We start from the raw sequence: 18739 nt of genomic DNA on the forward strand, positions 1-18739 counted from the left end.
ATTGAGCGGTGCAACAACTTCAAGCCTTCAAGTACGAATTGCTGCCCAACGGCCAGCAGGAACGGCAGATGCGCCGCTTTGCTGGCTCCTGCCGGTTCGTCTACAACAAAGCACTGGCGTTGCAGAAGGAGCGTCACGAGCAAGGTCAGAAAAAGCTAGGCTATGCGGGCTTGTGCCAGCTGCTCACCGAGTGGCGCCACAGCGCAGATACGGCGTGGCTGGCGGATGCGCCGGTGCATCCGCTGCAACAGGTGCTCCAGGATTTGGAGCGAGCCTACAGCCACTTCTTCGCCCAACGCGCCGGCTTCCCGAAGTTCAAGAAAAAAGGCCGGTCGGACAGTTTCCGTTATCCCGACCCCAAGCAAATCCAGCTGGACCAGGCCAACAGCCGCATCTGCCTGCCTAAGCTTGGTTGGGTGCGCTACCGCAATAGCCGCGACGTGGTGGGCAAGGTCAAGAGCGTCACCGTATCCAAGCACGCTGGCAAGTGGTTCGTGTCGATCCAGACCGAGCGCGAGGTGGAGCAACCCAAGCCGAAGGGCGGCGTAGTCGGCATCGACGTCGGTATTGCCCGCTTGGCTACCCTCTCGGACGGCACGTTCTACGCGCCCCTCAACAGCTTCAAGCGGCACGAGGCGCGCTTGCGCAAGGCACAGCAAGCGCTCTCCCGCAAAGTCAAGTTCAGCAACAACTGGAAGAAGGCAAAAGCCCGCCTCCAGCGTATTCATTCTCAGATGGCCAACGCCCGCCGCGACTTCCTGCACAAGGTCTCGACCGCGATTTGCAAAAACCACGCGATGGTGTGCATCGAGGACTTGCAGGTGCGGAATATGTCCAAGTTGGCGGCAGGGACAGCAGATGCTCCTGGGAAGAACGTCCGCGCCAAGTCAGCGTTAAACAAAGCCATTCTCGACCAGGGGTGGTATGAGTTCCGCTGCATGCTGGAGTACAAGCTGGCCTGGAAAGGTGGCAGGCTCATTGTCGTGCCGCCGCAGAACAGGAGCCGCACCTGTCCATGTTGCGGCCATGTTTCATCAGACAACCGCCAGACCCAAGCCTGGTTCGAGTGCGTGGCGTGCGGCTATGAGAATAACGCCGATCGCGGCAGCGGGCCGGAGGCCTTTCGCGGCAGCGGGCCGGAGGCCTTTCTGGTCGGTGCCATCAACATCCTTGCTCGCGGGATACAGCTGTTGCGAGACGAAGGGCAGGACACGGCCGACGCTGCGGTCGGGATGCGGGTGGATCAACCACCCGTGTCAGCCCGGATGGCCTGTGGATCGAACTGCACGGGCGGTCGGAAGCAGGAACCCGCCGAGACGACTGCGCAAGGAGCCATCCATGCGTAGCGTGGTAGGAATCTCCAGCCTTCAGGCCGGGGAGGATGTCAAGATTCCCGTTTGCGACAGCTTCAGCCCCTTTCTCAAAGGGAGAGAGGAGTTGAGGCGATGCACAGCCCGACTGGGAATGCTCCTCTTGGCTCAATTGGCTGATGAACCAGAATCCAGCCCCTGGAGTTGCTCCCACTGGGCGGGGGTAAAGGTGCGCAGGGCTAAAGCATGTAGGCGGCCATCCTGCAGGTAAGCTTTCAGGGCCTCATTCACCAGCCGGTGCTGTTTGATCAGGGGCAAGCCCTGGAATTGTTCCGCCACCACGATGGCCTGGAAATGATGGCCATCGCCGACAGTGTCTTCCACCTGCACCCTTGCGCCGGGTAGGGCAGCCCGTACCAATGCCTCAATTTCTCGTGGATCCATGCGCTGTTGTTCCCGTTGTCTCGTCGCGTCAGCGTTGCGGAGCAATAGTGTGTCCAAGCTCGAGATCCCGCCTTGGATCTCGACCTGCTCATCCATTACCCTAGACGGTTCCGGGGCAAAACGGGATCTCTTCCGGCCCACTGCAGGCGGTGGCCAGGCTGGGATGGCTCAGCACCAAGACCTCGGTGATGGGACCGCGTTTGTGGCCCTGGGCGTTGATGGCACGGCTGGCAGAGATGGTCTGGATGGGGTAATCCCGGTACAGTTCCCGCACAAAGGGGCAATCGGAATTGGAGAGCAGCACCTGCACGCCTCGGTCGGCCAATGTTCCAAACACTTCTCGCAGGCGGATCTGTTCCGCTTCGCCGAAGGCAAACCGGCTGTAGGCGGTGAAGCTGCTGCTGGCAGAAAGGGGATGGTAAGGGGGATCCAAATAGACGAAATCTCCGGGTTTGGCTCGTTCGAGCACCTGCCAAAACGGCTGCACCGCGATCTCCACGCCTTGCAAAACTCGTGCCACGGCCCGTAGGTTCTCCGCGTCGCAAATGCGGGGATTACGGTAACGGCCCAAAGGAACATTGAACTCTCCCCGCGAGTTCTCCCGGTAGAGGCCGTTGAAACAGGTCTTGTTCAGATACAGCAGGCGGGCAGCCCGTTGCGCCGGATCTTCAAATCGAGCCGCGCGGATGGTGTAGTAATAATCCCGGCTGTGGTGGGCTTGGTGGTGGCTGAGCAGGGCGATAAGCTCCTCCACGTGATCCCGCACGCAGCAATACACGTTTACCAGCTCAGGGTTGATATCCGACAAAACAAAGTGTCGAGAACCCGATGGGATCCCTTGGGCCAGATGAAAAAAGACCGCTCCACCCCCCAAAAAGGGCTCGTGATAGGTGTTCCAGGTGCGAGGGAAAAAGGGTTCGTATTGGCTGAGCAGTTGCCCTTTTCCCCCTGCCCATTTTAGGAAGGGACGCGCTTTAACGGCTGGCTCCGCTGGGGTGGGTTCGCAGGAGTCGGGTACAGGGTTCCAGAGTTCTTCCCGCCGCAGAGCACGCCTATGTCCAAGAGAACAAGGGTGGGTCATCGTTGGTTCAGTGATCTGGATTCTCTTCCAGCAGCTTTTCTAGCGTCTCGATCCAATGCTCCAGCTCCTCCAGCGCCTGCAACACTCCCCCTGGGTCGCTCAGATCTGCCTGCAGCAGCTGGGTGGTTTCTTCCAAAGTCAGGGATCCGAGCGGGCTGGCCAACCAACGAAGGTAGTGGGGCAGAAAGTTGCGCGGAGAATCATGATAGCGGCGGTGACAGGCCAAGGCCACCAGGCTGGCAAGGCTGGCCTGATAGGCACTGAAGGGGTGGAGAAACAGCTCCGGCATCCCCACCCAGTAGAACTGGTGTTCCGGCAACAGTTCCACCGCATCTCCGCACAGCTCCTGACACAGCTTCAACCACTCTTCGCTCACCCAGGAGGAGTAGGTTACACCGTTTTCCCATTCGGGGATCCCCGACCGATAGAGGAGCAGCTCCAGCCGACCGATCAAACCCTGGTAAAACACCGCCTGCAACTGGGCTTCCAGATGATGTATCAACAGGGCCTGGGCCAACTGGAGGCTGCCGGAGCGTTCCCGCCAGCGCTGCGGAGCAGTTTGCCCCTCTGGGTCGTAAAGAGCAGGCCTGCCCATGCGAGGGGATCCCACTGCCAATGCAACCAGGTGATCCAGGAGTATTTGCTGCAAAAAGACGGTGTGAGCCTGCACCCCCCACGCTCGCGGCAGCAGTGCGGAACTCCCCTGCATCTCCTCTAGATCCAGCCAAACTTGGGGATCCTCAGGCCGGAGCCGCCGGCTGAGGGTGGCAAGGGTCTTCAACAAGAGCTCGCTCCCGCCGGATCCCGTTTCTCCTGGTCTAGACGAGGACTCTGTTTCGCTGACGCGAGTGGGCTTGTCTGCCTCGGTTGCGATAGCGCCGACTTCCAGCAGCCAGGGTTTGGCCTGGGCCGCACACTCGGGGCAGAAGTCCTGCAGGGCTGCCCAGATTAGAGAGGTGGCCTCAGCAGGGGTCAGGGGCGGCACGGGATCCCCCCAGGGCGCATGCAGATCGCAGATGCGAATGGAACGTCCCATTGTTCTGCTTTTGAGGCGGTAATAGTGCTGGAACAGGTCAAACCGATCGCGGATCCCTTCCAATAGGTTCTCCAAAAAGGTCTGAGTCAGGCCCTGGCGGGCCAGATACAGCTCGGCAGCAGAGTCATAGCCCCGCCATTGGGCCTCCCACAGGTGGTCGCGGATCAGGGTGCTGAGGATAAACCCACCCAGATCGGCATGGGCTTCTAGGTGTTGGACTAGCCGCTGGTAGGCCACCCAGCGGATCTCCGCGCTGGCGTGAGTTTGTAAGCTCTGCAGCTGGACAAGAGTGTGCTCTGGGAGCGCAGCAGGCGAGTTCAGGGTCACTTGCCACAACTGCCGCCAAGCTAACCTTCCTGTTGGGTACTGTTGGTGGAGCAGGCACTCCAGAGGCTCCGGTTGTTGGTGACCCCGCTGCTGCAGGAGGCGACACAAAAACTGGCGAAAGGGGCGCAGCTCCGGCTCGGCACAAGCAGCGGCCAAGGGATCCGAGGGCCGATCCTCTCGCTCCTGCGGCGTCTCAGCTGCGGGTTCGCCGAGGGGAACGGCGGTCAGGGATTGCAGTTCCAGGGGGAAAAACAACAGCTGGCTCTGCAGGGAGATGGCCCGCTCCAGATCCCTCCAGCTGGGGTCTGCCTTCGTCCAGGCCATCTCTGGTTCGGCCTCAGCCGGGATCGCTGTTGGAAGGCTGCTGCTCTCGCAACCCTCGGCAAGATGGGCTGCCAGGGCGAGCGCCTGCGTCAGCTCCGACAACTCCTGCAGCGCCACCGCCAGCTCTGGCGGGCTGAGCTGGACCACCTGCCCCCGGTAGCGCTGGGCAAACTGCTGCACCTGCTCCTCCAGTTCATTCCAGGTTAGGGCGCGCTTTTTCCCAGAGCCAGAGAAACGCTCGAAAGGGGGTTCAGCAGCAGGAAAGACCACCGGCATCAGCCTCCTAGAGATGGGGTCGTCCCTCTGTTGGCTTGTCGGCAGAGGGGTGTGCCCGCCTTTTGACCTCTGCCAAAGGGCAAATGGCTGGGGAAATCTGGGTTGGAGGTGCAGGCTGCGATCAGAGGGATCCGGATCCCTGCTATCCCCCCCTGGGGGTTCCCATCCTGGTCAGAACATAGCCTCACCGCTGCTGTGCTGCGCAAAGGCGGCAGCAACAGCCAACCCAAGCCTGAGCCATTCGGCAAGCTCGGATCCGGGATCCCGCATTCATTAAAGACTGCGACTGCGAAAACCGACGTGCCTCCTTGGGGGCAGGAAAAACCTGAGATGATTGTGACATTCTCCTTGGGCAAATGCAGCCGGCAGCGTGGGGATCCCAATTTCGGCCAGGATACGTGTTGGGACAGAATAGGCCTGCGGCCACTTGTGCAAAGGGTAAAAGAACTATCCGAGGGAGGTGACAGCATTGTTTGCCCAAGTCACTGCTGCCGCTCTGCTGGGACTCCGGGCCGTGCAGGTTACGGTGGAGGTGGATGTGGGCGGTGGCTTGCCCCAGATCACCTTGGTGGGACTGCCCGATACTGCCGTTCAGGAGGCCAAAGAGCGAGTGCGGGCGGCGATCAAGAACTCCGGCTTTGCTTTACCCCAGCGGCGGATCATCGTCAACTTGGCCCCTGCCGATCTGCGCAAAGAGGGCCCCAGCTTCGATCTGCCCATTGCCATCGGGATCTTGGCGGCCTCCGGGGTGATCGAGGGGGAAGCGCTGGCCAACACCCTGATGGTGGGGGAATTGGCCCTAGACGGCACCCTACGCCCGGTGGCCGGGGTTCTGCCTATTGCCGCCAGCGCTGCCGAGATGGGGATCCGCCGCCTGGTGGTACCCCAGGAAAATGGGCCGGAAGGAGCGGTGGTGCAAGGGATCCAAGTGTATGGGCTGCCCTCCTTGGCGGCGGTGGTGGGCTGGCTGCAAAACCCAGAGGGAGTTGAGCCGGTGCGGATCCAGCCAGAACAGATGTTGCCAACCGAAACGGAACCCCTGCTGGATTTGGCCGATGTGAAGGGGCAAGAACATGCCCGGCGGGCTCTGGAGATCGCGGCAGCCGGCGGGCACAACCTGTTGCTGGTGGGCAGCCCGGGAGCGGGCAAGACCATGCTGGCGCGGCGACTGCCCGGCATTCTGCCCCAGCTGCAGTGGGAAGAGATGTTGGAGATCACCCGCATCTACTCGGCAGCCGGCCTGTTGCGGCAAAACCTGCACCTGGGACGCCAGACCCCCCTGATCGCCCAGCGGCCCTTTCGCGCTCCCCACCATTCGGCTTCGGCAGTGGCGCTGGTGGGTGGCGGCCCCTACCCCAAGCCCGGGGAAATCTCGCTGGCCCACCATGGCATCCTGTACCTGGATGAGCTGACGGAATTCCGGCGGGAGGTGTTAGAGGTGCTGCGCCAACCCCTGGAAGATGGCAAAGTCACCATCTCCCGCGCCCGCGTTTCCCTAGAGTTTCCCGCCCAAACCACCCTGGTGGCCTCCACCAACCCCTGTCCCTGCGGCTTCTACGGGGATCCCGTTCACCCCTGCACCTGTACGCCGCAACAGCGGGAGCGCTACTGGTCCAAGCTCTCCGGCCCGCTGCTGGATCGCATCGACCTGCAGGTGCGGGTCAACCGCCTTAAGCCGGAAGAAATTGTCCGCGCCCAGGGCGGCGAATCTTCCCAAGCGGTGCAGCGGCGGGTGGAGCGGGCACGACAACGGCAGCGGCAGCGCTTTCAAAACGAGCCTGGGATCCACTGCAACGCCCAGATGCAATCCCGCCACCTGCGGCAGTGGTGCTCCCTTTCGGATCCCTGTCGCAAGCTCTTGGAAAGCGCCATCCAAAAGTTGGCCCTGTCTGCGCGGGGGAGCGACCGCATCCTCAAGGTGGCCCGCACCATCGCCGATCTCGAGGGCGCGGAGGCCATTGCCCCCACCCACATTGCCGAAGCGATTCAATACCGCAGCCTGGATCGCGCTCGGCTGTAAAGCCCAAGCGCTCGGCGCCGCTGACGCGACCACCCCCAGCCCCCCTCCCAGATAGGGTTTCCCTCACTGCCAGAGCTCCGGCCTGCCCTACGGGATCCCATCCCCTGTTTTGCTGGGAAAAAGCTGCCCCCCTTGCACCTGAAGGATTTGGGCGGCCTTGAGCCAGCTGGCGTCGAAGGATCCCAGATGGGTGGTGGTAACCAAGGTTTGCACGCGCTCCTGAATGGCTTCCAAGAGCTGGTTTTGCCGCTGCAGATCCAGCTCGGCCAGCACATCGTCCAAGAGCAGCAAGGGCGGATCCCTGACCACCTGCTCGATCAGCTCCAGCTCCGCCAATTTCAGAGCCAAAACCAGAGTGCGCTGCTGGCCTTGGGATCCATAGGCGCGGGCGGCGGCTCCGTTGATGCACAGCTCCACCTCGTCCCGGTGGGGGCCGACCAGGGAAGTGCCCAGGGCCTGTTCGGCGGCGGCCTTGGCGCGGAGCTCCGTCAAAAATTGGGCCTGAGCCACCTCGGGATCGGCCTGGGGATCCGGCAGGGGCACCTGGGGTCGATAGGTGAGGGTGAGGGTCTCCCGTCCGCCGCTGATGGTTTGGTGCCAGCGGGCGGCCAGGGGTTCCAGCCGTTGCAGCAGCCGGGCGCGGCGGCGCATAATTCGGCTACCGGTGGTGGCCAGTTGGGCATCCCAGAAGGCCATCTGCGAGAACTTGTCGCCGGCAGCCGCGGGATCCTGCTTCAGTAGGGCGTTGCGCTGCTTGAGGATCTGGCGATACTGCTCCACCAGGCCGAGGTAAGCTGGCTCCAGCTGCAGCAACACCCCATCCAACCAATTGCGCCGCGCCTCTGGCCCCCCTCGCACCAGCTCCAGATCCAGGCTGGAGAACACCACGGCATTCACCTGTCCCAAAAAGTCCACCTGGCGGCGCAGCACCTGCCCGTCCACCTTCAGGGATCGCCTGCCGCTGCTGCGCAGCTCCATCACCAGCTCATGGGCCACACCCAGCCGTTCAACCGTGGCGGCAATCTGGGCTTGTCGCTCCTCTTGGTATACCAGCTCCCGATCCCGGCTGGCCCGCCGCGAGCGCAAGGTGGCCAACAGCTCCACCGCTTCCAGCAGGTTGGTCTTGCCCTGGGCGTTCTCCCCCACCAGGATGGTTTTGGGCGCGTCAAAGGTGATCTCTTGCTCCCGGTAGTTGCGAAAGTGGCGCAGGTGCAGGAAACGCAGGTACACCAAGGGAGATGTAAAGACGCGATCAGTCAGTATTCGAGAAGAACAGCCCCCGCTCTGGGGGCTTTCACTTTAACCCAACTCCAGCAGGGGCCAGAGAAGATAGAGGGGTTAACCCCGGAAACTCAGCCAGCAGGGATCCCTTCTATCCCCAGTTCCGGGTAGGCCAGATCAGCGCCTAGTCAGGGTAGTCATCCCCCCGAGGCGCTCAGCCGCCAACAGGTGTAGGGCAGCGCGGGCGGAGTAGCGGGCAGCTTTGCTACGGCTGTAGTCGGCGAAGGTGTAGCTGCTGGGATCCGTACTTACGTCGCTCAACAGCTCCTGCGCTTGATTCTGCAGGTCAGAGACGCTGCCGGAGTTGATGTTGGCGAAGGCCATCTCCGCTTGCAGCCGGCTGAGGTACTCCTGAGCCCGGAAAGGGGCCTCGAAGAAGGAACGGCCAGGGCGGCCCATAAAACCCAGCTCCGCCTCATAGAGAACTTTGGCTGCTTTGGCTAAGTTTTCCGCTGCTTTGGCCTGCTCGCGGGCGGCGAAGAAATTCCCTGCCTCAATTGAGGCTTGGGCGTTGGTGAAACTCTCCTGGCCGTGTTCCAAAAGGCGGGCAGCCTCTGGGGAAGACCCCCGCTGAGAGAGGAAGCTGGCTTCGGCCAGGTGTCGCTGCGCCTTAGCCAGATCGCGGCTGGCTCGCTCAAGATCCCACGGGCGCTGCCAAGTTGGCTGTACCTGAAGGGGAGCTGTGGCTTTAGGAGCAGAGCGTCTGCCCCGCTGGGCTTGCGCCGGGGATCCCAGCACCAGGGGGGTGAGCAGAACCAAAATCGGCAGAGAACAACCCAGAGCGCGAGCAAAAGAGGAACGAATCGTCATTGGTCATAGACTCCAATCGACAGGACAAGCCGGTTTGGGTTATCGCGGCTCATCTTGAGAATGGCGGAGAAAAATGACGTGAAGATGACAAGGGCAGCTCTACCGTAAATATCGATCCCTCTCCCACTTGGCTGGCCACTCGCAGGGATCCCCGATGGGCGGTGACGATCTGCTGGGCCAAGGCCAGGCCCAGACCGAACCCACCCGTATGGCGAGCACGGGTTTCATCCACCCGGTAAAACCGCTCAAACAGATGGGGCAGATGCTCGGGGGGAATGCCAATGCCTGTATCCTTGACGTGGAGGTAAGCGCGCTGGCGCTGGCTTTCCAGGCTCACCTGCACTGTGCCGCCTGCAGGGGTGTACTGCAGGGCATTGCGCAGTAGGTTCTCGATGGCCTGCCGCAGCAGGGCAGCGTTCCCCCGCACAAGCCAACCCCCAGAAAGATCCGTCTCAGGCAGGTGGCATTGCCAGTGAAGGCCAAGGGCCTCAGCTTGGGGGCGGTATTGCTCGCTCAGCTCCTGCAACAGCGCTCGCAAATTCAGAAGCGGCAGATCCTCCAGGGGCAGGGATCCCTGCTGGCGGGCCAACTGCAGCAAGGTATCGATCAGCACGCTGAGGCGGCGGGCACCGCTCACCACCTTTTCCAGGCGAGGTTGAGCTTGTTCCGGGGCCAGCAGAGCCATTTGAGCATTGCTCATCAGGGCGGCCAGGGGGGCGCGCAACTCGTGGGAAGCATCGGCAGTGAAGCGTTGCAACTGCTCGTAGGAGCGACGAATCGGCTGCATCGCCAGCCCCCCCAAGATCCAGCCGGCCCCGCCGATCAACGCCAGCGTCAGCGGGATCCCGATCCCCAACCCCCAGCGCAAGCGACCCAGGGTAAGTTGCAGCGGTTCCAGGGGCACCGCCAGTTGCAAGTAGCCCAGTAGCTTTTCCTCCTGCTGCACCGGCAGCGTGAGCTGGCGCAACAGTAAGCCGCTCTCTCCTTCCACCGTTTGGAAACCCAGTTGGAGATGGTGAGGCGGGCCATCCAAGTCAAACAGCTCCAGAGGAGGCCGGGATCCCGTGTACTGGCGCAGGGATCCCAAGCTTTCCCTTCCGGTGCCGGGAGCAGGATCGAACCAGCGCACATAGGCCAAGTGATGGTCGAGGGGTTGGGTTTTCCCCCCCAAAAAGGGCACCTCGTTCAACACCAACCGCCACTGCCCCTGGCGCAGCTCGTACTTAATGGCTGCCGCCATGATCCCGGCCTGAACCTGCAGCTCCTCGTCAAAAGCCTGCAACTGGTTCTCCACTTCCAAGCGGTAGAAGACGGCGGCAAACACCAGCAGGATCCCCCCCATGACCCCGGCAAAGCTGCGGGCCAAGCGACGGCGGCTGTGGTGAAACACCAGGGATCCCGTCCCTCTTGTCGCAGCCTTCTGCCCCAGGTGCGGCTGAAGGGGGTGTGCCAGGGAAACCCAGTTCCAGCCCAGCCATGGGAGAGAATGCTTGTGTTCAGCTCTTTTCACCTCCATCGCCACCCCCTAGAAACTGCTTTCATGGGTTCTCTTCTGGAGAGGCTATGCGCAGCCGGTACCCCTGGCCATACACCGATTCCAGCCAATCTTGGGCCTCCACCTCTTTTAACCGTAGCCGCAACCGCCGCACCAACGCAGCCACGGCATTGCTCTCCGGCTCACAGCCCCATTCCCACACCGCCTGCTCGATCTGGCCCCGACTGAGCACCTGGTTGGGATGGCGCATCAGGTATTCCATCAATTGAAACTCCTTGCCCGAAAGCTGTACCTGCCTCCCCTGCCGCTCTAGGGTCAGGCTGGCCAAGTGCAAGTGCAGGGATCCCAGGCTGAGGCTGTCTCCTTGCCATTGGGGGGAACGGCGTCCCAAAGCCCGCACCCGTGCCAGCAGCTCCACCAGATCCACCGGCTTGACCAAATAGTCGTCCGCCCCCGCATCCAACCCCTGCACCACATCCGATGTTGCGTCTTTGGCAGTTAACATCAGCACCGGCGCACATCCCCCCGATTGGCGGTATTGCCGACAGAGCTGGATCCCGCTTGGCCCCGGCAGCATCCAATCCAAAATCAGGAGATCATAGGCTTTCTCCTCCATCAGCCAGGCAGCCATCTCCCCTTCCTTGGCACAGTCAACCACGTGGCCGCACTTGGACAGGGCAGCCTGTAAAGGCTCCAACTGTTCCGGGTCGTCCTCCACCAGCAAAATTCGCATCGTCCTGTGCGCCGTTGACCAAGACGGCCAGTTCCCACTGCCCAGGCTAGGATGGATCACGGAAATAGCCCTCTGCAAGGGAGAGAACAACGGTGGGGTGGCCCAAAATCCATCGGTGGCAAGATCTAGGGTTTGATTTTTGGCTGGTGCTGCCCTTGGCAGGGCTTCTTTTTGTGGCGGGGGGAGAGTGGGTGACGGGCCAAGCGCTGAGCCGTCCTCGCCGGCTAGAGCAACCTTTGGCGATTCGCAGCCAGCAACAAGCCACCTTGGCCCTGGATATTCTTTCCATTCAGGCGGAGATCCGCCGCTCCCGTGGCTACACCAAGGTGGAGGTGACTACCACCAATCCCCACCTGCGCAAGCTGGAATTTGAATTTCCACAACTGGATCCAGACCAGGTGTCGGCTCAGATTGCCCAAGAGCTTGGCCTTGCTCCCGAGCAAGTGCAGCGCCTGACCCGCTATAGCTTGGACTAGAGAGACACTCCAAGTCCGTTCAAAAAATGCGGGCTAACTGCTCGCAGGCAACTCTAATTTTCTCCAAGCTACCGGGATTGACCAAGCCGTAGTAGTCAAATCCATAAACTTTCCCAGTTTGGACGGCTTGCAACCGATTCCAAAAGGGGCGGGAACGGAAAAACGCCAAGGGATCCGCCGCCTCCGGGTTGACCACCAGCAGAACTTCTGGGTTGGCTTCCAGGATGCGCTCTGCCGAAAGGGTGACGTAGCCCCGAAAAGGCCCTTGGCTTTGCAAGGTAGCGGTGAGATTGTCCGCGCCAAAGCGTTCCAGCAGATCCCCGGCCCAGCTTTGCCGGTTGGGAGAAAGAATCGGCTGGGTGCCCACCAAGAGCAAGGTTTTGGGTCGAACGCGGGGCAGTTCCTGGGGCAAAAGGGATCCATACTGCCGCAGCAAGGGATCGGGATCCGCCCCCAAAGCAGCAGCCAGGGTGGCAATCGTCTCTTCCAAAGCAGCCCAACTGTCCACGCGGGTGAGGTAGGTGGGGATCCCCAGCTCCTGCAGCCGTTCTGCCAGAGCCTCGTGAAAGCCACTGGCCCCCACCACCCAGTCCGGTTGTAGGGCCACAAGCTGCTCCAGGTTGGGTTGGTTGCCCAGCCCCAGGCGGGTCAAGCCTTGGAAGCGGGGATCCTCCTCCAACAAACGACCGGCAGGGATCCCCACCAACCTATCGGGGGCCAAGCGATAGAGGATATCGGCAGTCAAGGTGGTGAGGCTGGCTACCCGACGAAAAGGACTCTGTCTCGCTGACAGGAGTGGCTCCTGAGGGATCCGACCTTGGGCTTGGGCCAAACGCCCCATTCCCCAGGCCCCCACGCTGGCCAGACCAAAGGCGAACAGTTGACGGCGAGAAAGACGAGACAGCATAGACAATCTGATACATTTACGCTGAACACTGCTGAACATCACTGTTCAACTATGCAGCGATAGCATTCTGTTTGTTTCCAACCAGAATGGCGGTATCCCGCAAAGCTTTGAGTAGAATACCCAAAGCGCAGTTTCCGTGTCGTCTTACTACCAATTTTCTGCTTTGCTTTGGCTACCATGTTGGCAGACTCGAAAGTAAACAGAAAGATCAACTGGTAGTAATCCGTACTGAACATATTATACATTATTTTCAGTATAGTTGAGCTTATTATTGACTAGAGTCATGCTCCAAAACAATTCCCAAACAGCAATCAATTGAGGGTGAACTGGATGGGCACCACCACCCAAGACTCGATGGGGGCGTTGTTTCTCAAGGCCGGGCTGAATTCCCACCGCTGCACCGCCTCCTGCGCTGCCCTATCCAGGGCGGGAAACCCACTGGAAGAGGCGATCTCCACCTGCTGCACCTGCCCCTGGGCATTGACCTTGGCCCGCAGCAGCACCTGCCCCTGTTGGCCGAGACGGCGAGCTTGAGGAGGGTAGGGGGGCGGAGGATTGCGACCGGGGATCGGGCGGGCCAGGATGTCCGGCTGGGGGTTGGCAGCCACTGTCGGTGGGGAGGAACTGGGGGTGGCAGGTGTTGGGGCAGAGGAATGGGGTTGGGCTGCACCTATACCGCCAGGTGTCCCAGTTTCAGGATCCCTTGGCCCCAATCTGCTCTCGCTGCCGGGGGAAGGCGGAGCGGCGGCAGTCTTTACGCTGGAACGGATCCCTTGGATCAAGGGGGTAAAGCGGGGCAGAGGGGTGCTTGAGGTAACCGGGGCGGAGGTGAGTGGAGTCGCTGTAGAGGTGGGGGTAACCGCCGGAGTTGGGGTGGGCTGTTGTGGCGGAGGAGTGGGTTGCGGGGTAGCTGTCGGTAATGGGGTCAGTGGAGGAGTAGGGGTGGGTTCTGGCTTTGCCGTGGGAATGGGTGTAGGGGTCGGTGGAGGCGTAGGGGTCGGAGTTTGCAGGGCCAGCAAAGATTCAGCCTCCGGGATGGCTGGCATCTCGATCTCTTGGGGCACAGGCTCCGGTGGGGATAGATCGTCTGCAGGGGGCGATTCCGGGGCCGGGCCGGGCGGCTCTGCTGTTGGCTCTGGTGGGAGAGATTCTATGGATTCTGAATCCGGTTCGAGCAACTGTGGCTCGGGATCCTCCAGCAAAAGCGTGACTGGGATCCGGAGTTCTGCGTCTGATAAAGGCCGGGATCCCCACCAAGCCAGCCCCAGCAGCGCCATCAGGTGCAAGAGGAGGGAAATCAACCCCTCCCGGCGCAGCGGTCGGGGATCCCTGGCTCGCAGGTGGAGGACGGTCCCCGGCGGATCTTCCCCCTCCTGGCAAGCTGTCCAGAGGGCAGCCCAGCTATAGCCGGCCACCCAAGCCTCTTGCAGCAGCTCCTCGGCACACTCCAGCCAGCCGCTCTCTCTTGCGCCAGCCCAAAGCCACAACGCCAACCAAGCCAGCCCCGCCTCCCAGGCCATGCCCGCCTGCTGCCAATACCACCCCTGCAGTCGCCACAAAAGCTGGGGACAGGACTTCCGAAGAAGAGAGAGGGATCCCTTGGGGGTGCGGGCAGGTGGCTCGGCAAGCATCGGTTAGAGCAGGATCCAGAGTAAACACGGCCTCAGGTCTTGGCCCCTAAAACCGGGTGGAAAAACTGAGCGCAGCATGCCGTCCCGGCTGGGCCCGCCGTTCCACTTCAGGGCCGACAAAGAGAGAGCGGGTTTCGGAGTAGAGAAAATACTTTTCATCAAAGAGATTGAACACCCCGAAATTCAATTGCCAGTTGTCGTCCAGGTTGTAGTAGCCCAGCAGATCCACCACGGTGTAGCCCTTGGGCACAAACGGAATTTGAGGTGGAGCGTTGGGGTTCGGTTGCACTACCTCCCGTTGCGGGTCGCGGGGATCCGCCACCAGCGTGGCCACCAACCTGGCTCCCCAGATCTGGCTGGGATCGTCGTAGTGCAGTCCCAGTACTGCCGTCAGTGGCTCAATGGAAAGGAGGGGTTTGTTTTCGGTGAGGTTGTCCCCCACCGCCCAGGCAAAGCTGCCATTGAGGCTCCAGCCGGTCAAATCGGGGCTGAAGAAGTACTGCCCGGTGGCTTCTACACCATAGATGCGGGCCCGACTGACGTTCTGGCTCTGAAAGAGAGTCACCGGTGGAGGTGGCGGGCTCCCTGGCGGGCTGGGGGGTGAAGGCTCGGATCCCACCTCCCGGAAAGCCTCGATAAAGTCGTTGTAGGTGTTGTAGTAGGCGGCCAAGCTAAAGCTGGCCTGGGGGTAGATCCCCCGCAACCCCACTTCAAAGCCTTGGCTGGTTTCCGGTCGCAAGTTGGGATTGGAAAGGGTGCGGTAGCGGAAGAAGGGGCTGACCAGGTTGGTGAAGCCGCTGTTGATTTCGTTGTACTGAGGGGCCCGAAAACCGGTGTTGTACTGGGCCGTAAAGGTGAGGTTGGGATTAATCCTCCACACCAGGCCCACCTTGGGAGAAATGGCATCGGCAAACAGGCTGGCGGCTTCTGCCCCACTTTTCAAGAAGGCTTCGTCAGGGCTGGGGGTGAGGCGGTAGGTGTCGTAGCGGATGCCGGGGATGAGGGTAAAGTTGCCGCCCCCAAAGTCGATCTCATCTTGCAAATACAGCCCAAAGCGCACGGTATCGGAGTCGGGAAAATCTTTGGTGGGAAAAGTGTCCGGGGGGATGTTTTGGGTGACTGCCCCGGTCAGCAGGTTGGTTTGGAAGCGGTTGCGGGGACGTTCGTTGCGGGTGGTGGAGATCTCCATTCCATACACCAAGCGGTGGGAGAGATCCCCGGTTTGGAAGCGGCTCTGGGCCTGTACGCTGGCTCCCAGAATGTTGCTGACCAGCTCGTTGAAGGTATCCCGACGCACAGGCACGGGCCGACCTTGTACCGTGAGGGTGCGTTCTTCCACGCTGGGCTCCTGGGTGCGGGCCGGCTGGTAGTAGATCTGGACGGTGGCCAGCTCAAAAGCGGGGGTATCGGGGTTGGCGTAGCGATATTCCAAACTGAGGCGGCTGCGCTCGGTCTCAATGGTCTCCCTGAAAAAGCGGATGCCGGGATCCAGGTTGCGGGGCGAAAAGGTGGTGGTGGTGCGGTTGTGGAAGTATTCCGCCGTCAGGGTGAGGCTGTCAAAGGGACTGAAGCGATAGACCAGCTTGGCCAGAACATTGTCTCCCTCCACCGTCTGCCGATCCTTGAAACTGGGATCCGCCTGGATATCCGGCTCTCTGGCGTCGCGGCGAGTGTAGATGAGCAGGGCCTCTAAGTTATCCTGCCGACCCGCCAAGCTGAGGGTGTTGACGTACCCTTGGTTTTTGCTGTCGTACTGGCTGGACAGGCCCACATGGCTGTCCCGTTCCCCCAGCAGATCGGCTGGATCCAGGGTGGTATAGGTCACCACACCCCCCAGCGCGTCGCTGCCGTAGAGGGTGGAGGCGGGGCCGCGGATAATTTCTACAGTTTTCAGGGTCTCCAGCTCAAAGGTATCCCGGCCAATGGTGAAGGGGCCGAAGGAAAATCGCTCCGGCTGGCGGATCCCATCCACCTGGATCAACACCCGGTTGGCGTCGAGGCCGCGGATGTTGAAGTCCTGCAGGCCGTAGCGAACGCTGCGCCGCACGCTCACCCCCGGCTCGTAGCGCACCAGATCCTGAATGTTTTGAAGCAGCTCCCGCCGCAACCGCTCCCGGTCGATGACGGTAATGCTGGCGGGCGAGTCGGCCAAGGTGCGCTCGGTGCGAGTACCGGTTACGGTGACCTGTTGCAGGTTAAAGATCGGCGTGCCTTCCTGCTGGAGAGCCCGAAGCTCGGCCTGTAGCCGCTCCACCTCTGCCTGATCCCCCCGCTGGCGGGCAGCTTCGATTTGCGCCTTCAGCTCCCTAATCTGCTCTGGCAGGGTGGTCGGTGCAGGGGTGGCCTGGGCCAACAGCGGCGGAGTTGTCGAATCAGGGATCCGGGCATTGGGCTGAGCCTGGGACAGGGATCCCCAGCCCACTCCCAAACTCAACCCCAAACTCACCACCCGCCACCAACGACCGTTCACGCGCATAACCTCTCATGCTCCTCGAAATCCACAACAGGGAAAATTCACTGCAAAACCGGACAAACCCTCCCTCAGCACCCTGACACCGGCAGGGAGAGGAGCCTTGCTGCCGCTGGAGCTGTGCTGCGCAGGGGGCAAAGCTGTGGCCCTACCGGAGTCGAGATCCACTCCACCTCCAGGCCAAACACCTGTCGCACCCGGCTGGGGGTCAACACCGCCAAGGGAGACCCCAGGGCCTGCATCTGGCCGGATCCCAGCAAGGCAATCTGCTCGCTGTAGCGAATGGCCAAATTCAGGTCGTGCAGCACCGTAACTACCGTCAGGCCCTGCTCCTGCTTCAGCCGTTGCAACAGCTCCAGCAGCTCCAGTTGGTGGCGCAGATCCAAAAAGGTGGTGGGCTCATCCAACAGCAACACCTGCGGCTCCTGCACCAAAGCCAACGCCAGAAAAGCCCGTTGCCGCTCGCCCCCCGAAAGGGTTTCCACCCGCCGCAGCGCCAGGGATCCCAGTCCTGCTTGCTCCAGAGCCCACTCCACCCGCTGCCGATCCGCCGGCGTCAACTGCCACGCCCACCAGGGCTGGTGGGGAGAACGCCCCAGACTCACCAATTGCCGCACCGTTAGCCCTGCCGGGAGCCGCTGCTGCTGGGGCAAAAGAGCCAACTGCCGGGCCACCTGCTTTGGAGTGAGTTGAGCGTGCAGATCCCGACCGCCCAAGTACACGCGCCCAGCTTGGGGAATCAGAACCCGACTCAACAGTCGCAGCACCGTCGATTTGCCGGAACCATTGGGGCCGACAATGCTCAGCCATTCCCCCTGTTGCACGCTGAAGCTCACCTGTCGCACCACCGTCCGGGATCCGTAGCCCCCGCTCAAGTCCTCGACCTGCAGGATGGGCTCTCTCATCGCCCCGCCCCCTGCTGCCGCAGCAGCCAGCCGAAAAAGGGAGCCCCCATCACAGCGGTGACAATCCCCACCGGCAGCTCTATCGGGCCCAAACGGCTCAGGATGTCGGCACCGCTCAGCAGGGTCGCCCCTGCCAAGGCAGAAAGGGGCAACAGCCAGCGGTAATCGGATCCCACCCCCTGCCGCACCATGTGGGGCACCACCAAACCGACAAAGCCGATCAACCCCCCCACACTGACGGCGGTTGCCGCCAGCCAAGCCGCCACCAGACCAATCACCACCCGCGTCCGCGCCAGAGGGATCCCCAAGCTCACCGCCATCTCTTCCCCCAAGCTCAGCAGGTTTAAAGCCCGCGCCTGCCCCCATCCCAATCCCAAGCCGACCAGGATATACGCCCCGGCCACCTGCACCTCTGGCCAGCCCCGCCCGCTCAAGCTGCCGATCAACCAGGTGAGAGCCACCTGCACCCGGTCATCTGCCATCAACAACAAGGTGGAGCTAATGGCCCCAAACAGGGCGCTGACGGCCACCCCCGCCAAGATCAGCCGCTCCACCGCCAGTCCCGAGGGAGTACGCGCCAACCCGTACACCAACACGGTAGTCAGCACCCCGCCCACCCAAGCGGCCAGGGGCACCCAAGCCGTCCACTCTCCCAAGGTGAGCAACCCCACCGCCGCCAGGCCCGCCCCCGCCGAAATGCCCAGCAGGTAGGGATCCGCCAGCCCATTGCCCAGCATCCCCTGCAACAGGGCCCCTGCCATCCCCAGAGCCGCCCCCAGCAACTGGGCCAAGAGCGCCCGCGGCAGCCGCAACTGCCAAACAATCGTCTGCCGAATGGGATCCCCCTGCCCCCACAGGGCTTGCCAGAGTTCTGGGAAAGTCATGGGAACGGATCCCAAAGCAATCGAGACCAAAAGTACTAGGAAAATGAAACTCAATAGCAAACAGGTCAAACCGATTGGCGAGAGCAGCCGCTTTCTTTGCCCCCAGCCTCTGCCCCCCTCAACCTCTGTATACGGACACTCGCGATCGACCAGCACCGGGAAAACCTCTCGAGCTTTGCCCAGGAAGAGAGCCTTCTGAGGCCAAGAAACCCCCTCCGCCCGCAAGGGCGGGATGGAAAACTCAGCCAAGTTGGCCAGGCCTCCCTCCCGAGCTTTATTGAAAGTCAAACTCAACAAAACGTAGTCGCTAGAATAGCAAGGCTTCTTGG

At 61.7% G+C, this 18739-nt stretch carries 15 protein-coding genes and 1 pseudogene; 3 read left to right on the plus strand and 13 right to left on the minus strand.

Annotated elements, in window-relative coordinates; genetic code table 11:
- Positions 1-8: 8 nt before the first annotated feature.
- Positions 9-1346, plus strand: a complete 1338-nt coding sequence (locus ACVWY9_RS01585; RefSeq protein WP_457387319.1) for an RNA-guided endonuclease InsQ/TnpB family protein — start codon at positions 9-11, stop codon at positions 1344-1346.
- A 132-nt stretch (positions 1347-1478) separates the two neighbouring features.
- Here ACVWY9_RS01585 and ACVWY9_RS01590 read toward each other — a convergent pair whose 3' ends face one another.
- Genes ACVWY9_RS01590 through ACVWY9_RS01600 form a run of 3 tightly spaced genes read right to left on the minus strand, consistent with a single transcriptional unit; the run spans position 1479 to position 4798 of the window.
- Positions 1479-1811, minus strand: coding sequence for a BolA family protein (locus ACVWY9_RS01590; RefSeq protein ID WP_414344795.1), 333 nt, complete (start codon positions 1809-1811; stop codon positions 1479-1481).
- Positions 1812-1854: 43 nt separating this feature from the next.
- The gene (locus tag ACVWY9_RS01595; RefSeq protein WP_457387320.1) at positions 1855-2835 is read right to left on the minus strand and encodes a DNA adenine methylase; all 981 of its coding nucleotides are present in this window, start codon (positions 2833-2835) and stop codon (positions 1855-1857) included.
- A 7-nt stretch (positions 2836-2842) separates the two neighbouring features.
- Entirely contained in the window at positions 2843-4798 is a 1956-nt protein-coding gene (locus ACVWY9_RS01600) for a peptidase M3 (RefSeq protein WP_457387321.1), read from the minus strand.
- 469 nt (positions 4799-5267) lie between these two features.
- Between ACVWY9_RS01600 and ACVWY9_RS01605 the strand changes: the two genes are divergently transcribed.
- Positions 5268-6818 carry a YifB family Mg chelatase-like AAA ATPase gene (locus ACVWY9_RS01605; protein WP_011434260.1) on the plus strand — a complete coding sequence of 517 codons (1551 nt, stop codon included), beginning with the start codon at positions 5268-5270 and terminating at the stop codon, positions 6816-6818.
- 87 nt (positions 6819-6905) lie between these two features.
- Here ACVWY9_RS01605 and recF read toward each other — a convergent pair whose 3' ends face one another.
- From recF to rppA, 4 genes are all read right to left on the minus strand, one after another.
- On the minus strand, positions 6906-8048 hold the full coding sequence (gene recF / locus ACVWY9_RS01610) for a DNA replication/repair protein RecF (protein ID WP_457387409.1): 1143 nt from the start codon (positions 8046-8048) through the stop codon (positions 6906-6908).
- A gap of 168 nt (positions 8049-8216) precedes the next feature.
- Positions 8217-8909 (minus strand): DNA-binding protein, encoded by a 693-nt coding sequence (locus ACVWY9_RS01615; protein ID WP_457387322.1) that lies wholly within the window; start codon positions 8907-8909, stop codon positions 8217-8219.
- Positions 8910-8958: 49 nt separating this feature from the next.
- The gene (locus ACVWY9_RS01620) at positions 8959-10419 is read right to left on the minus strand and encodes a sensor histidine kinase (RefSeq protein WP_414343060.1); all 1461 of its coding nucleotides are present in this window, start codon (positions 10417-10419) and stop codon (positions 8959-8961) included.
- A gap of 28 nt (positions 10420-10447) precedes the next feature.
- Positions 10448-11137, minus strand: a complete 690-nt coding sequence (gene rppA / locus ACVWY9_RS01625; RefSeq protein ID WP_414355523.1) for a two-component system response regulator RppA — start codon at positions 11135-11137, stop codon at positions 10448-10450.
- Positions 11138-11229: 92 nt separating this feature from the next.
- On the opposite strand from rppA, the gene ACVWY9_RS01630 reads away from it, so the two are divergent.
- Complete coding sequence (locus tag ACVWY9_RS01630; RefSeq protein ID WP_011434266.1) at positions 11230-11613, plus strand: hypothetical protein; 384 nt, start codon at positions 11230-11232, stop codon at positions 11611-11613.
- A gap of 19 nt (positions 11614-11632) precedes the next feature.
- Here ACVWY9_RS01630 and ACVWY9_RS01635 read toward each other — a convergent pair whose 3' ends face one another.
- The 6 genes and pseudogenes from ACVWY9_RS01635 to ACVWY9_RS01660 all read right to left on the minus strand — a co-directional run bounded on the left by ACVWY9_RS01635 (position 11633) and on the right by ACVWY9_RS01660 (position 18566).
- On the minus strand, positions 11633-12520 hold the full coding sequence (locus ACVWY9_RS01635) for an ABC transporter substrate-binding protein (RefSeq protein WP_011434267.1): 888 nt from the start codon (positions 12518-12520) through the stop codon (positions 11633-11635).
- A gap of 49 nt (positions 12521-12569) precedes the next feature.
- A pseudogene (locus ACVWY9_RS01640) lies at positions 12570-12753 on the minus strand (hypothetical protein); the annotation flags it as partial.
- A 78-nt stretch (positions 12754-12831) separates the two neighbouring features.
- Positions 12832-14151 (minus strand): energy transducer TonB, encoded by a 1320-nt coding sequence (locus ACVWY9_RS01645; protein WP_414408478.1) that lies wholly within the window; start codon positions 14149-14151, stop codon positions 12832-12834.
- A 46-nt stretch (positions 14152-14197) separates the two neighbouring features.
- Positions 14198-16627 (minus strand): TonB-dependent hemoglobin/transferrin/lactoferrin family receptor, encoded by a 2430-nt coding sequence (locus ACVWY9_RS01650; RefSeq protein ID WP_457387323.1) that lies wholly within the window; start codon positions 16625-16627, stop codon positions 14198-14200.
- Between the two features lie 65 nt (positions 16628-16692).
- Positions 16693-17526 (minus strand): ABC transporter ATP-binding protein, encoded by an 834-nt coding sequence (locus tag ACVWY9_RS01655; protein ID WP_011434270.1) that lies wholly within the window; start codon positions 17524-17526, stop codon positions 16693-16695.
- The gene (locus ACVWY9_RS01660; RefSeq protein WP_011434271.1) at positions 17523-18566 is read right to left on the minus strand and encodes a FecCD family ABC transporter permease; all 1044 of its coding nucleotides are present in this window, start codon (positions 18564-18566) and stop codon (positions 17523-17525) included. The genes ACVWY9_RS01655 and ACVWY9_RS01660 overlap by 4 nt, the downstream gene beginning before the upstream one ends.
- Positions 18567-18739 lie beyond the last annotated feature (173 nt).

The sequence above is a fragment of the Thermostichus sp. OS-CIW-31 genome (genome assembly GCF_054060305.1).

Bases quoted from the DNA above. Each gene is read 5' to 3' on its own strand.
- ACVWY9_RS01595 (WP_457387320.1), bottom strand. From the start codon at position 2,835: ATGACCCACCCTTGTTCTCTTGGACATAGGCGTGCTCTGCGGCGGGAA.
- ACVWY9_RS01600 (WP_457387321.1), bottom strand. From the start codon at position 4,798: ATGCCGGTGGTCTTTCCTGCTGCTGAACCCCCTTTCGAGCGTTTCTCT.
- ACVWY9_RS01615 (WP_457387322.1), bottom strand. From the start codon at position 8,909: ATGACGATTCGTTCCTCTTTTGCTCGCGCTCTGGGTTGTTCTCTGCCG.
- rppA (WP_414355523.1), bottom strand. From the start codon at position 11,137: ATGCGAATTTTGCTGGTGGAGGACGACCCGGAACAGTTGGAGCCTTTA.
- ACVWY9_RS01635 (WP_011434267.1), bottom strand. From the start codon at position 12,520: ATGCTGTCTCGTCTTTCTCGCCGTCAACTGTTCGCCTTTGGTCTGGCC.
- ACVWY9_RS01645 (WP_414408478.1), bottom strand. From the start codon at position 14,151: ATGCTTGCCGAGCCACCTGCCCGCACCCCCAAGGGATCCCTCTCTCTT.
- ACVWY9_RS01650 (WP_457387323.1), bottom strand. From the start codon at position 16,627: ATGCGCGTGAACGGTCGTTGGTGGCGGGTGGTGAGTTTGGGGTTGAGT.
- ACVWY9_RS01655 (WP_011434270.1), bottom strand. From the start codon at position 17,526: ATGAGAGAGCCCATCCTGCAGGTCGAGGACTTGAGCGGGGGCTACGGA.